Source organism: Flavimaricola marinus (assembly GCF_900184895.1).
In the GTDB taxonomy this organism is placed as follows: Bacteria; Pseudomonadota; Alphaproteobacteria; order Rhodobacterales; family Rhodobacteraceae; genus Flavimaricola; species Flavimaricola marinus.
In genome coordinates, this window is the sequence record NZ_FXZK01000001.1 from 1138864 (window position 1) to 1152295 (window position 13432).

At 63.3% G+C, this 13432-nt stretch carries 12 protein-coding genes and 1 tRNA gene; 5 read left to right on the forward strand and 8 right to left on the reverse strand.

Annotated elements, in window-relative coordinates; genetic code table 11:
• Window position 1 precedes the first annotated feature (1 nt).
• The 3 genes from LOM8899_RS05540 to LOM8899_RS05550 all read right to left on the reverse strand — a co-directional run bounded on the left by LOM8899_RS05540 (window position 2) and on the right by LOM8899_RS05550 (window position 2819).
• A complete protein-coding gene (locus tag LOM8899_RS05540; RefSeq protein WP_093991098.1) occupies window positions 2–1855 on the reverse strand; it encodes a 7-cyano-7-deazaguanine synthase in 1854 nt (617 codons plus the stop codon).
• Entirely contained in the window at window positions 1830–2585 is a 756-nt protein-coding gene (locus LOM8899_RS05545; RefSeq protein WP_245820441.1) for a hypothetical protein, read from the reverse strand. The genes LOM8899_RS05540 and LOM8899_RS05545 overlap by 26 nt, the downstream gene beginning before the upstream one ends.
• 158 nt (window positions 2586–2743) lie before the next feature.
• Window positions 2744–2819, reverse strand: a tRNA-Lys gene (locus tag LOM8899_RS05550).
• Between the two features lie 112 nt (window positions 2820–2931).
• Between LOM8899_RS05550 and dapF the strand changes: the two genes are divergently transcribed.
• The 4 genes from dapF (at window position 2932) to LOM8899_RS05570 (ending at window position 6339) form a co-directional block, all read left to right on the forward strand.
• On the forward strand, window positions 2932–3729 hold the full coding sequence (gene dapF, locus LOM8899_RS05555; RefSeq protein ID WP_245820442.1) for a diaminopimelate epimerase: 798 nt from the start codon (window positions 2932–2934) through the stop codon (window positions 3727–3729).
• The gene (mtaB, locus tag LOM8899_RS05560; protein WP_093991101.1) at window positions 3722–4990 is read left to right on the forward strand and encodes a tRNA (N(6)-L-threonylcarbamoyladenosine(37)-C(2))-methylthiotransferase MtaB; all 1269 of its coding nucleotides are present in this window, start codon (window positions 3722–3724) and stop codon (window positions 4988–4990) included. The genes dapF and mtaB overlap by 8 nt, the downstream gene beginning before the upstream one ends.
• Before the next feature lie 92 nt (window positions 4991–5082).
• Entirely contained in the window at window positions 5083–5706 is a 624-nt protein-coding gene (locus LOM8899_RS05565; RefSeq protein ID WP_093991102.1) for an FMN-binding negative transcriptional regulator, read from the forward strand.
• A 30-nt stretch (window positions 5707–5736) separates the two neighbouring features.
• The gene (locus LOM8899_RS05570) at window positions 5737–6339 is read left to right on the forward strand and encodes a glutathione S-transferase (RefSeq protein WP_093991103.1); all 603 of its coding nucleotides are present in this window, start codon (window positions 5737–5739) and stop codon (window positions 6337–6339) included.
• Between the two features lie 71 nt (window positions 6340–6410).
• Here LOM8899_RS05570 and LOM8899_RS05575 read toward each other — a convergent pair whose 3' ends face one another.
• From LOM8899_RS05575 to LOM8899_RS05590, 4 genes are all read right to left on the reverse strand, one after another.
• Complete coding sequence (locus LOM8899_RS05575; protein ID WP_093991104.1) at window positions 6411–7622, reverse strand: C45 family autoproteolytic acyltransferase/hydrolase; 1212 nt, start codon at window positions 7620–7622, stop codon at window positions 6411–6413.
• A gap of 1 nt (window position 7623) precedes the next feature.
• Window positions 7624–8706, reverse strand: coding sequence for an extracellular catalytic domain type 1 short-chain-length polyhydroxyalkanoate depolymerase (locus LOM8899_RS05580; RefSeq protein ID WP_093991105.1), 1083 nt, complete (start codon window positions 8704–8706; stop codon window positions 7624–7626).
• Between the two features lie 28 nt (window positions 8707–8734).
• The gene (locus LOM8899_RS05585) at window positions 8735–9151 is read right to left on the reverse strand and encodes a ribbon-helix-helix domain-containing protein (RefSeq protein WP_093991106.1); all 417 of its coding nucleotides are present in this window, start codon (window positions 9149–9151) and stop codon (window positions 8735–8737) included.
• 284 nt (window positions 9152–9435) lie between these two features.
• Entirely contained in the window at window positions 9436–9930 is a 495-nt protein-coding gene (locus LOM8899_RS05590) for a L,D-transpeptidase family protein (protein ID WP_093991442.1), read from the reverse strand.
• 294 nt (window positions 9931–10224) lie between these two features.
• Here LOM8899_RS05590 and mnmH point away from each other — a divergent pair, with 294 nt between their 5' ends.
• Entirely contained in the window at window positions 10225–11277 is a 1053-nt protein-coding gene (gene mnmH / locus LOM8899_RS05595) for a tRNA 2-selenouridine(34) synthase MnmH (RefSeq protein ID WP_093991107.1), read from the forward strand.
• Here mnmH and selD read toward each other — a convergent pair.
• Window positions 11264–13423 carry a selenide, water dikinase SelD gene (selD, locus tag LOM8899_RS05600; protein ID WP_093991443.1) on the reverse strand — a complete coding sequence of 720 codons (2160 nt, stop codon included), beginning with the start codon at window positions 13421–13423 and terminating at the stop codon, window positions 11264–11266. The two genes, mnmH and selD, sit on opposite strands and share 14 nt — an antisense overlap.
• Window positions 13424–13432 lie beyond the last annotated feature (9 nt).

Below are 13432 nucleotides of genomic sequence, written 5' to 3' on the forward strand. Positions count from 1 at the left end.
GTCACTTGGGCGACTGAACCCGCACGGTGACCCGATCAGGTGCCAGCCGATACCCACTCCAGGGGATATTTTCGATCAGCACCTTGCCATCCTCAGCCTCAAAGTCAGCTGACCCAAATCTCTGTGCAAGTTGCGACCGAGAGCGATTCACTGACTGGCGAACCGCAGCATCGTCGAGCAGACCCAATCGATCTGCCAGGACTCCACCACTGAGCGTCGGGTAATCAAGCGGGTCGAGTCCTTGCCCTGCTCCGACCAAGTGTTCATCCGCCAGAACGGACAGTAGGCGATACGCCGCCCCCTTGATCGAGATGATGCCGTTGATCACGACAAGCTGGCGCTTGCGATCAATCACCAATTCGAAAGCCTCTTTCGTCTCAACCGGGTCATGTTCAGGCGATAAAGATGGTCCCTCGGGCCAGGCTTGTGCGTTCTGAATCCTGCCAAACAAATGAGGCAGGCTGTCGGCTGGAAATTCGTCGGGACGACGCACTCCGAGTTCCTTGCGCATAACCGAGACGACTGCCTGACCATGTCTCTGCAGGAGTCCAGCAATTCGTCTAAGTGACGAGTCAGAGGGTTCTCCAAGATGGTCCACCGCATTCAATATCGCCGGGTAGCGCGTCAGCAGGTCTGCCCCAGCGATCATCTCATAGCCAAGCGCCGCACGAACATAAGATAGCGCTGCCTCCTTGTCTTGAACTCGGGCCCTGATGCCAGTCATCAGATCAACCCGGTAGGCCTCCGGCGGATCAAACCGTTCAAGTCCAGCCGCTAGCACCGCGAACCTGCGATCGATACATTGTGAACAAAGTCCACAATGAGCGAACTGTTTGGTCTGATTGTGAACATCGGCGCAACTGCGGGTGAAAGCGATCTGGTCTGCCATCCCCAGCCGGGCGATGGTCTCAATCACATCCGTCTTGGTGCGCCAGAAGAACGGGTTGTCCACACGTAGCGGAGTCTCAAAAATCCGGCTAAAGAGGCTCTGGAACCGCCGCAACGTCTGCGGATGCGTTGTCCGCGTCGCCCGCGTGCCCAACACATTGCCCACCGACGGAAGGTTGAGGCTTACCACACCGTTTTCATAGAAAGACACCCGATCTTTCCCGAAAGCCACCGCCGTCGCCATGCCAAGTGCGGCGAAGAGGAAAGATCGGGCACGATGCGTGCCCTCGGCATTGGTGCCGCCGCGCAACTGCACCCGCATGGGAATGTGTCTAAGGGTCTGTGAGCCGAGCTTCAAAGCCAAGTGCTTCTGCAGGTCACGCTGTATCGGCGCAATCTTTGTCGCCGAGAAATGGCTGATCAGCCCAACCTTGTGTTTACGTTCAATGATCTCTTCGAGCGCTCCCGCAAAGGAATCCAGACCACCGGAAAACATTAGTAGTGAGTCTGGCACCCAAGACCCCTCCGGCCCGAACTCGAAGTACTTCGTTTGGCCGCGATCATCACCGTCCATCGGAACAAACGAGAACTCGAAACGGTCGCCAGAGAGAAACATCAGGGCTTCCTCAAGCTCACGTTTCAGATCAGGGTCCGACCAGCGATCCAACTCCCGCACGGGAACCTCGACACAAAAGCGCCGATGCCACTTCGCGCCCATCTGTTGATCCGCGAGTCCGCCGCGACTTACGCTGGAATCAATGGCATACACAAAAGCCGCCAATTCAATAAGATCAATCGCCATTTCCGGCAACTGCGCCACAAGCTGTCGGCTCAACTGGCCGATACGAATCGAGACGGATTTGACCTTGCCGTCAATCTCAAAGCGCAATTGCTCATCACCGTCGCGATCCGCCAAGGGCGCAAAGCAGGTGACGATATGCTCAGACGGAGGTGCGGCGCCGGCCAAGCTCGGACCTCATCTTCTTAAAGGCATACCGGGTGAAGTCGTTGATCTTGTCCTGGCTGAGGGACTGCTCTTTCCAGACCGTCTTTCCGTACCAGCCGCCCGCGAACTCTTCCACGATCCGCGAGGCCTCGAACGTGTGCTGTGACAAGGCCCGAGAAAACTCCACACGGGCTGCATCGTCGGCAAAGCGCTTGCCCACGCCGGTATGGTTTGCCAACTCCCGGCTCAGGTAGTAGTCTAGTGAGCGGTAACTCAGCCGCGCAAAGAAATCCCGAGCTAGCACCGCGAAGTTCTGCCCACTGGCGAAAGAGGCCAGAGCCTTCCGGATCTCCTGCGGCGTGGGCTCAAACAGCGTCGGCAGTTGGCCGCGCATCTGAACCGAAAGGCTCTCCAGAAGCGCCGCTCTGCCCATCTCCCCCGCGTCGGAAGATCGGCCATTGTCAAAATTGTGTTGGGTGATCGCGTCATTGAGACCGGCCAACAGCCCAGACACCGAATCTAAAGCGCTGCGCTTAACACCAAGTTCCGACAAGGCTGCCTCAAAGCCCGGCGCTCTGGCGAGCAAAGGCAACTTGACCAGCAACTGCGCAACAAATTGGAAGGTTGGATCGTCTGAGGCGCGACGCAAATCCAGCTCGGACGCCCGCGCTGCTGCCTCTGCTACATTCTCAAGTGGTGCCGACGACTCCAGCAACTGGATGACATCACGCCACTTCTTTGACTGCGGCAAAGTCCCGAGCCTAATATGACCCATCCAAATCCTCCAAATCCCGCTCAGGTTGCGTCAGGATTCGGACGAAAGCAAAAGAAAACCAACTCGAAGCTTACCCTGCGCTTACCCAGTCAGATCGGTGAAGACGCAAAATACAACTATGCTATTGATAATAGTGGTGAGCCCGTCGGGGTTCGAACCCGAGACCTACTGATTAAAAGTCAGTTGCTCTACCAGCTGAGCTACAGGCCCCACGAGGCGTCGTTTAGAAAGCTGTGCGGTTGGGGTCAACCCATAAATGCGCAACATCTGGATTCATTCCATTCGCTCGTCTATATCGCCGCAGATGCACAAAGGCGGGACAATGGCTTTACGGTTCAGAAAAATGCACGGGCTGGGCAACGATTTCGTCGTGATCGACGGTCGGGGCGATGCGCCCGCCGTGCCGATCGACACGATCCGGGCCATGGCCGATAGGCACCGGGGGGTCGGCTATGACCAACTGGCAGTGCTTTCTGACCGGGCAGGCTCCGACGTGCATCTGACGTTCTACAACGCCGACGGCTCGCTATCGGCGGCTTGCGGCAACGCCACCCGGTGCATCGCACATTGGCTGATGGACGAACGCGGCTCCGATACGCTGACGCTCAGCACCGACCGGGGGCTGCTCTATGCTCGTGATGCCGGCGGCGGGCTCACGTCGGTCAACATGGGACACCCACAAACTCTGTGGCACGAGATCCCATTGTCTCGCGAATCAAGCACGCTGACCCTGCCGCTGGACGGGGAACCGACCGCCACCGGGATGGGAAACCCGCACTGCACCTTTTTCGTCGAGGATGCCGAGAGCATCGACCTCGCCACGCTCGGTCCGCGCTTCGAACACGACCCGCTGTTCCCCGAACGCACCAACGTGCAGTTCGCGACGGTGATCGGGCCGGATCACATCCGGATGCGGGTTTGGGAGCGTGGCACGGGAATCACCCTCGCCTCCGGCTCCTCCTCCTGTGCGACGGCGGTGGCTGCGTCCCGCAGGGGCCTCACTGGACGGTCCGTGACCATCACGCTCGACGGTGGCGACATCGCGGTCGACTGGCGCGACGATGGCGTCTGGATGACCGGCCCGACCGCGCATGTCTTCGACGGTGTCTGGCATGGCTGACGGCACCCAATCACCGCCCAAGTTCACCACCTTCGGCTGCCGCCTCAACGCCTACGAGACCGAGGCGATGAAGGATCTCGCCAGCCAAGCCGGCGTGCAGAACGCGGTGATCGTCAACACCTGCGCCGTGACCGCCGAGGCGGTGCGCAAGGCCAAGCAGGAAATCCGCAAGCTGCGGCGCGACAACCCGACGGCTACATTGATCGTCACCGGCTGCGCCGCTCAGACCGAACCCGACACCTTCGCCGCCATGCCCGAAGTCTCCAAGGTCATCGGCAACACCGAGAAGATGGCCGCCAGCACCTGGGCGCAAATGGCCCCCGACCTGATCGGAAAAACCGAGGCGGTGCAGGTCGACGACATCATGTCGGTGACCGAAAACGCCGGTCACCTGATCGACGGCTTCGGCACACGCAGCCGGGCCTATGTGCAAGTGCAGAACGGCTGCGACCACCGGTGCACCTTCTGCATCATCCCCTTCGGGCGGGGCAATTCGCGCTCCGTGCCCGCGGGCGTTGTGGTCGATCAGATCAAGCGGCTGGTGGACAAGGGCTACAACGAAGTCGTGCTCACCGGCGTCGACCTGACCTCATGGGGGGCAGACCTGCCCGCGCGGCCGCATCTCGGCGATCTCGTCCTGCGAATCCTCAAACTCGTGCCCGACCTGCCGCGCCTGCGGATCAGCAGCATCGACAGCATCGAGGCTGACCCGGCGCTGATGCAGGCCATCGCGACCGAGCCCCGGCTCATGCCGCACCTGCACCTGTCGCTGCAACACGGCGACGACCTCATCCTCAAACGGATGAAGCGGCGGCACCTGCGTGACGACGCCATCGCCTTCTGCCAAGAGGCGCGGCGGCTGCGGCCCGACATGACCTTCGGGGCCGACATCATCGCAGGCTTCCCGACAGAGACCGAGGCCGCGCACGGCAACTCCATGGCGCTGATCGAGGACTGCGATCTCACATGGCTGCACGTCTTCCCCTACTCGGCGCGGCAAGGCACGCCCGCCGCAAGAATGCCCGCCGTCAACGGCAAAGCTATCAAGGCCCGCGCCGCCGACCTGCGCGCCGCAGGAGCCAAGGCCGTCACCCGGCACCTGACCGCCCAGATCGGGCAGAGGCATCAGGTCCTGATGGAATCCCCCCGCATGGGCCGAACCGAGCACTTCGCCGAAGTCCACTTCGACGCGGACCAGCCCGAAGGACAAATCGTCGCCACCACAATCCGCGGAACGGACGGGGATCATCTCCTCGGCTGACGCTTCTTTTGGCCCCAAATACGGCTCTTTTGGCGCAACCTCCACTCCGGCAGACCCCCAGCGGTCTGACACCCCAATCCAAAGGACCGGCCATGCACCCCAACCCGATCTTCCGCAGAGCCGAGCGCGATCAGAACCTCGGTTTTGCGCGGGAACGGGGGTTCGGGATCTTGTCGATCAACGGTCAAGACGGGCCGCTGCTGGCGCATGTGCCCTTCTTGCTGAACGCCAGTGGGGACAGCCTCGATCTGCACCTCGTGCGGTCCAACCCCATCGCGCGGGCGCTCGATGCGCCGACGCAAGCGGTGATCGCGGTCAGCGGGCCTGACAGCTACGTCTCGCCCGACTGGTATGGGGTCGACGATCAGGTGCCCACTTGGAACTACGTCGCCGTGCACCTGCGCGGCACGCTGGAACTCCTGCCGCAAGAGGACATGCGCGAGATGCTCGACCGGCAGTCGGCGCATTTCGAAGAGGCGCTGCAGCCCAAGACGCCCTGGACCGCCTCCAAGATGACACCCGACGCGCTCGACCGGATGATGCGTCAGATCGTGCCGGCGCGAATGCAGGTCTCAAGCATTGATGGAACGTGGAAGCTCAACCAGAACAAGCCCGACGAGGTGCGGCTTCGGGCCGCGCAAAGCGTGAAGTCCTCGGCGCTCGGCTCCGACACCGCGCTGCTATCCGCCTTGATGCTCGCCCCGCGACAAGACTAGGATAGAACACCCAAGCAAAGGCGCACCGACATGAAACTGCTGATCTCCCCCGCCTCGCCCTTCGTGCGCAAGGCACGGCTGCTGATCCGGGAGGCCGGGCTGACGGACCGGGTCCAAGAGGTCGAGGTCAGCACCACGCCCTTGGCCACCGACACCAGCGTCATGGCCGCGAACCCGATCGGCAAGATCCCGGCGCTGCTGCGGGGCGACGGGCCCGCGATCTACGACAGCCGGGTGATCACCCGTTATCTGGACGCGCTGGCAGGAGGCAAATTCTACCCCGAGGCGCGGATCTGGGAGGTTTTGACGCTCGAGGCCACCGCCGACGGGATCATGGACGCGGCCGTCAACCTCACCTACGAGGGGCGGTTCCGCACGCCCGAGATGCAAAGCGCCGCATGGATGGACGCCCAATGGGGCAAAGCCAGCCGGGGCGTCAGTGCCATCAACGAGCGCTGGATGAGCCACCTCTCCGGGCCGCTCGACATCAGCCACATGGCCGTGGCCTGTGCGCTGTCCTACCTCGATCTGCGGCACGACGCACGCGGCTGGCGGGCAGGCAACGACGCGCTCGCCGCCTGGCACGCCAGCTTCAGCGAACGCGCCAGCATGGTCGCCACGAAGCCCGGCTGACATCCCGGCGCGACCCGGCCACCACTCAGGAACGGCCCGGTCGCCGAGATCGGCCCGGCTTCGCCAATCGCTCAGTTGGTTGCGTGACAGATCGGCCCTTGCGCCGATGACGGCAAGACTGATGGCACGGCACAGCTCCGGCGTGGGGCGCCGGTCGAAAGATACGACCGGATGTCACGGCCCCTGCCCTCCGCGAAATCCCGGGCAACGGCGGACCAATCAATCGATCCCGCCAAAGCCCAATCGACATCGACACCGATACTCGGCGGCTCCGAGTGGGGCGGTGTCGCTGGTGTCGGCCTCGCGAGGGGCGTTTGGGCATAGTTGGCAATGCGTTGCCCCTCCTCGAACGCATCCAAAGGCTGATTCCATCGCTCGCCGTTCAGCGTCAGACCAAGAGCCCGCGCCTTTGGATCGTATTCGGCGGTAAACAGGGTGCCGAACCCCTGGGCATACCGGTCCTGCAACAGCGGCGGCGTCAGGAAATGTCGGTTCAGCTTGCGGGGTTTGACGCGGAGCGTCTCGAGATGGGCCCGGCGCTCGAACGTGCGGGTGAAGGCGGGGCGATCGGCCGCGGTATTACCGCTCTGATGGTTGGTCGCGACGGGCTTCGGCATCACGGTCAACCCGCCGCCCGGTGCCATCTCGACACTGGCCAAACGGCCGGACGCATCCGCAAGCACCAGATTGTAGGCCATATGGGACGGCACCCGCGCCAAGGCGACAAGCGCCTCCTCGACGGTGTCACAGGTCTCGAGCACATAGCGCAGGATCGTCGTAATGCCGAAGCCGACGCCGGTTTCCGACCGGCCGCCATAGGCCAGCGCCACGCAAAGACCGGCATCGTTGATGCCGTCCGACAATCCCCACAGGAATTCGACCATGCCCATCACGGCGCGACCACGCCATTGGGTGCGCAGCAGCAAGCCTTCGTTCAACTCGGGCGACAGATCGTAGTTGCGGACCAGCCGAACGTGCCTCTTGCTGGCGGCGGCGGCGACCGAGCAGCCGCCGAGATAGGTCGGCGGGCACCATGTCGACAAGAAACGGGCAGCGCGGTCCGACCCCCCTGCCAGGGCGACCAATCGATCATAGGTCGGGACGAGCTCCGGCATGTGGCGCCGCAACGCGGACCGGCACTCCTCGCGCGATGGCCCGCTGTCTCCACCGCGTGCCACGAACCACGCCTCGTAGGCGGGCCACGAACGGTGCCAGCGTGCGGCCCATTTGGGTCCGGGCGTGGCTTCGTCCACGGCGTCGAAGGTCAGGGTCATCGCTGTCATGTCATTGGTCCGAATGTGAGGTTTCGAAAAAGAAGCGGATCATTTCCGCGCTGGCATCGGGGCCGGTGGGATCGGTGTAGGTGCCGGCCGTCCGGCCGCCCGACCAAGCGTGTCCCTGGCCCTCGATCGCCCAGTGTTCGACAATGGCGGTGCCGTCGGGGCCACAGGAGATCACACGGTTGACCTGACGGCCCGCCCTATGCTCGGTCAAAGAGGACTCGATGCTCTGCGGGGCATATGCGTCGATCGCCCGGCGTGCGATCGCCTCCCCGTTCGAGGGATGCACCGTCGGATCGGCCGTGCCGTGGAAGATGATGGTGCGGACAGGTCCGTGGATCTGCGGCGGACGGGCCTGCCCGGTGGCATTGCCCGCCATCGCGGCAAAGGCGGAGGGCACATCCCGGGCCGCCCCTACGGGCAGACCCGAATGGGCACCGACAGCGGCAAACACGTCGCCATACGCTTCACCCAGAATGACGGCCATCGCGGCGCCGGCCGACAGGCCCGCAACGAATGTCGCGTCGCGGCCGATCCCGTGGAGCCCGCCCACATGCGCCGCGAGCCCGGCGAGGATCGCCGGTTCGCCACGGCCCCTTTGCTGGTCGCCCCGGCTGAACCAGTTCCAGCACGATTGCGCATTATCGCCGCGCGACTGCTTCGGATAGACGATGACGAGGCGATGCTCTTCGGCCAAAGCATTCATGCCGGTGCCGGCTGCGAAATCCTCGGGGGTTTGGGTGCAGCCATGCAACATCATGATCACGCCGGTCAGCCCCTGCGCGGCAGAGGCCGGAACATAGGTCCGATAGGCGCGACTGCCAGCCGCACAGGTATAGGTGTCGCTTTCAAAGGTTGCGCCGACAGGCATCGCGTCAGGGGTGGCAGCTGCGGCGCCCCCCGGTCCCGCAAACTGCGCCAGCATTCGATCGAGCGACGGCAGCGCGGGCATCGGCGACGTGCCGGACCCGTCGGGCGGCGGCATCAAACCGTGCTGAGCGAGCGTGCGTTGGACAAGTGATTGTGCTGCCGACAGGCGTGCGCCATCGGTCGCCTGACGCGGAGCGCCTGCGTTGAAACGTTTCATATGGGTTCCTGTTTATGCGGGATGCACCCTATTTGATGCGGTCGACGAGGGCCTTCTTGATCTCGGCGCTGGCCTGCAAGGCGCCTAGGACGGTGATCGAGCCGATGGTCTCGCGGGCTAGTTCGGCGGAAATCGCGGGATCGAACCGGGCGAGCCCCACCACCTTGATGTGCAGGACTTCACCCGCATCCCGAACCGCCTCGAGATCGGCCACGGAATAGTCCCGCAGGCCAAGGTCCATCGTGTGACGCTCAAGCGATTTGGCCACGACCGCGCCGTGGCTTTCCAACTGGTTGCGGATCGCCGTGCGGATCAAATCGCTGCGGTTCGAATAAAAGCCTTCCTGCACCAGCAGGTCGATCCGCCCGAGATCGACAAACCCCAGATTGATCGTGAGCTTTTCGTTCTCCGGTTGCTTGTCTCTTAGCTGCCTGACATTGCTCATTCGCGTTTCTCCATCTGTATGGATGTTATATGGATGGTATTTGACATATTGCAAGCGCAGAATGCGGGTGAGGACCATGACGGAGCGGCACCCCGTCTCCACGCGGCACGCCCTCTGGCTTTCACGATACCCGGATTGATGGAATGCAGGCGCCAGAATGAGGGCGCACGTGGCCAATGCCACGGCAGGCCGGACAGATCGAATAGGCCGGGTGAACGAGCAATCGACCAACAGCCCGTATCGCCCGATGCGGCCACTCACCCCCGGAGGGGCAGACCGGCGGCTCAGCGTACGATCAGCTTGGTTCCGATCTTGATCCGGGGCGCGATCCAGCGAAGGTCCGACCGGCTCAGCCCGACGCACCCTGCCGTCGGATAACCCGGCCTGCGCCACTGGTGAATGAATATCGCCGATCCCGCTCCACGCTCTGCCCGGGGCCAGTTCCAATCGGTGATGAGCACGAGATCATACATCGGATCGGCACGGCGCAGCACTTCGTGACTGTGCGGATAGGGGGCCCGGACCATCAGGTTGTAGTCCTCGTGCTTCGGATCGTCCGACCACAGATCGCCGGGGCGGATCGGCACTGCCCAATCGGCAGGCTTGGACATCCGGTCGGGACGATAGAGCATACCCACCAGATCGTGCTCCCCGCGTGGCGTCGCCCCGTCGCCTTCCCGCTTGTCAGAGACAATGCCACCCCGGCCAATCGTGCAGGCGAACCGACGGTCGAGAAACCGCAGATGGGTCGGGGTCAGAACGAGGTCGGTGGGGCGCATCTGGAAGGCTCCGGCTTTGTCAGGCGGCATTCAGAAATGGTTTACCGTTGCGGCACGGTGCTGACCAGCGATGTGCAACGTTCGGTGCCGAAATCCGGCAATGCCGAAAATGGCACCGACGGCATACCGACGTCACACCGACGGCAGACCGACAGCCGTTTTCGGCCACCCCGATGGCGTTAACCATCGAGTCGCGAGGCAGGCCGATCGGCCGCAAACGCCGTGGGGCAGGAACCGGGTCCGCGTCACCAATCAGCCCCTTTCGCCGCCTTGCCGGGCAGGATAAAGGACCATATGCCAGTGATCTTTGATACCCTAGCAGAGCTTCGCGGACACGGCTTCGACACCGTGATCGACGTGCGTTCACCCGCGGAATTTGCCGAAGATCACGTCCCCGGCGCGATCAGCTTGCCCGTTCTGTCTGACGCCCAGCGCGCCGAGGTCGGCACGCTCTACAAGCAAACCAGCCCTTTCGATGCCCGCAAAGTCGGCGCCGCCCTTGTCGCCCGAAACGCAGCGCAGCACATCGAAAATGAGTTATTTCAATATGATGGCGGCTGGCGACCATTGATCTATTGCTGGCGCGGTGGTCAACGGTCGGGTTCCTTCACCTCGATCCTGCAACAGATCGGCTGGCGGGCCGATACGATAAAGGGCGGGTATCAGACCTATCGACGGCTGGTGCAGAAGGCGCTCTACGAACAGCCGCTCCCGCACAAATTGATCCTGCTCGACGGCAATACCGGCACCGCGAAAACCGACATTCTGGCCCTGCTCGCGCGGCGGGGCGTTCAGGTGCTGGACCTTGAGGGGCTGGCACGGCATCGCGGCTCGCTCCTCGGGGCGGTCGAGGGCGGTCAGCCTGCGCAAAAGGGCTTTGAATCGGCGCTCATCAGCGCTCTGGACAAGCTGGACCCGACACGCCCCGTCGTCGTCGAAGCCGAGAGCAGCAAGATCGGGCAACTCACCCTGCCCCCAAAGTTGTGGCATATCATGCGGACCGCTCCGCGGATCGAGATCACCGCTCCGCTCGAGGCTCGCGCCGCCTACCTTACGATGGCCTATGCCGATGTGATTGCAGATCCCGACACGCTGGCCAGCCGCCTCGAACCGCTGCGCTACTTCCGTGGCCACAAGATCGTGGATGGTTGGATCGAGCAGATGAAGGCCGGCGATTTCAAAGGCTTGGCGTCGGCGCTGATGGAGCAGCACTACGATCCGGCCTATGCCAAATCCCGTACCGTGCACGATCACGAGGTTCTGGACGTCCTCCGGGCGGACAGCCTCGACCATGCCGGCCAAGACGCGCTCGCCGCGCAGATCGAAGCACGGCTCAGCGAAATCTGACGCCTACTCCGGCGACCATCTGCCCGATCCGAGCGGCCGGGTATCCCGCTTCTTGAAGAGCTGTCAGTATCGCGGCGGCCTCTGTCTGCGGCACGCAGGCCAAGAGCCCTCCTGCCGTCTGCGGATCGAACATCAGGTCGCCCCGTGGGCCAATCGCTCCGATCACCACGCCAGCTCCAGCCTTGTTGTCCGGCAGGAGTGTCGATCCGATTCCAGCCTCCGAAAGCTCCAATGCGCCTTCCATGAGTGGTACTGCGGCGATGTCTACGGCCGCGGAAAGGCCGGACGCCTCGCAAATTCCAGCCACGTGGCCAGCAAGGCCAAAGCCCGTAACATCCGTCATCGCATGCGCATTTGCCAAGATCCTCGAGGCCGCGCCTTGCGGCTGAACCATCGAGGCAAAGGCCTCTGCTACGATGTCACCGCGTGCTTCCCCGGCCATCTCGGCGGCCATGATGACGCCCGAGCCTATGGGCTTCGTCAGGATCAGGACATCCCCCTCCTTGGCCCCGGCAATGGTAATCGGGTCCGCGTCGCACAGCCCCGTGACGGTGAATCCGATGGTCATTTCGTCGCTCATCGAGGAATGTCCGCCGACGATGGCCGCCCCCGCGTCGGACATCACCTCGGCGGCTGCCGCCATGATCTCGGCCAAGCTGCGCTCCTGCAGATCCGCCGACATTCGCGGCAGGATCACCGTCGCTGTCGCCGCCTGCGGGGTTGCGCCCATCGCCCAGACGTCGCCCAGCGCATGTATCGCCGCGATCCGGGTCATCACTACGGGATCATCCGTAAAGGCACGCAGGTGATCCGTCGAGATCACCTGCCGCTGTCCGCCGACCCGCAACATCGCCGCGTCGTCGCCCGGGACGGCCTCGACGTCCGCTCTGTCGGACTTGGGCAATGCCGCAAGCGCCCCCCGCAAAGCGCCGCGTCCGACCTTGGCCCCACATCCGCCACACATCGGCTTTGCGCCCAAGATCTCGGCCAGCCCATCGGCAGCAGTGCGAGGCACACTCACGGCCTCCATCTTTGGCAACTCTTTGAACTTGGTCATGAAGGCCAGATCGATGTGGTCCTTCCACCGCCAGAGCAACGGCCCGCTGAACGCCCGGCCCCACTTTTCCGCGAGTGCCCTCTTGCCCCCGAGCGAGATCAGCTTGAGGTAGTCCTTCTGTGGCCAATAGCTCTGCATGGTGCCACCTGACAGCGTAGCGACCAGATTGTCATGCAGAACCGGGGCCTGCCGCACCGCATAAACACCCGCCTTTGGCCGCGGGTCGTGGCTCAGATGCGCGCAATCGCCAGTGGCAAAGACCGACGGATCGCTAGACTGCAGGGTTTCACCGACAGTGATGAAGCCGTCATGTAGGTCCAACCCCGTCTTGGCCAACCAGTCATGCGGCTGTGCTCCCGCCGCACCGACCGTGAAGCGCGACGGCAGAGTTCGCCCATCCGAAAGAGCCACGTGATCGGCTTCGACACGCTCCACCTGCGCCTCTTCGATGACCTCGACACCCAGATCCCGCATTGCAGCCAAGACCTTGCGGCGCCCCGAAGGCGTTGCCTCTTTCAGCGCACGAGACCGGTCGATCAGACGCACCTCGGCCTCGCGCGTTGACTGTGCCAAGGCATGAGCCATTGCCATCGCCAGCTCTGCACCTGCCACGCCGCCCCCGATCACAACCACCTGCGCGGGGCCATCGGCCTCCAGAAAAGCCGCCCATTTGCGCGCGAAGGGGGTCAATGGCTTTGCAGGCACCCCATGCTCTGCAAAGCCGGGCAAGGCAGGCATCGACGAAGTGATCCCAATGTCGATCGCGGCCACATCGTAGGCAATCGAGGGACGTCCCGGCACGCTGATCCGCCTAGCCGCAAGGTCAATCCCGTCGACCGCACCCATGACCAGCCGTGCCCCGGCAAAGCGGGCGAGCTTGACCAGATCGATATCGAGATCGTCACGGCCGTAGTGGCCTGCCACATATCCGGGGAGCATTCCCGAATAGGCTGCGGTGGGTGCCGGGTCGATCACCGTCAGGCGCACACCGGGAAGCGGCTGCATTCCCCATTGGCGCAGCATCAGAGCATGTGAATGGCCGCCGCCAATCAGAACGAGGTCGCGGGTCAGGGGATAGGTTTGTTTCATGACCACTGT

Excerpts from the sequence above, each read along its gene's own strand:
- mnmH (WP_093991107.1), top strand. The coding sequence starts at position 10,225 with ATGCCAGTGATCTTTGATACCCTAGCAGAGCTTCGCGGACACGGCTTC.
- LOM8899_RS05575 (WP_093991104.1), bottom strand. The coding sequence starts at position 7,622 with ATGACAGCGATGACCCTGACCTTCGACGCCGTGGACGAAGCCACGCCC.
- LOM8899_RS05585 (WP_093991106.1), bottom strand. The coding sequence starts at position 9,151 with ATGAGCAATGTCAGGCAGCTAAGAGACAAGCAACCGGAGAACGAAAAG.
- LOM8899_RS05565 (WP_093991102.1), top strand. The coding sequence starts at position 5,083 with ATGCACCCCAACCCGATCTTCCGCAGAGCCGAGCGCGATCAGAACCTC.
- LOM8899_RS05580 (WP_093991105.1), bottom strand. The coding sequence starts at position 8,706 with ATGAAACGTTTCAACGCAGGCGCTCCGCGTCAGGCGACCGATGGCGCA.
- selD (WP_093991443.1), bottom strand. The coding sequence starts at position 13,423 with ATGAAACAAACCTATCCCCTGACCCGCGACCTCGTTCTGATTGGCGGC.
- mtaB (WP_093991101.1), top strand. The coding sequence starts at position 3,722 with ATGGCTGACGGCACCCAATCACCGCCCAAGTTCACCACCTTCGGCTGC.
- LOM8899_RS05590 (WP_093991442.1), bottom strand. The coding sequence starts at position 9,930 with ATGCGCCCCACCGACCTCGTTCTGACCCCGACCCATCTGCGGTTTCTC.
- LOM8899_RS05570 (WP_093991103.1), top strand. The coding sequence starts at position 5,737 with ATGAAACTGCTGATCTCCCCCGCCTCGCCCTTCGTGCGCAAGGCACGG.
- dapF (WP_245820442.1), top strand. The coding sequence starts at position 2,932 with ATGGCTTTACGGTTCAGAAAAATGCACGGGCTGGGCAACGATTTCGTC.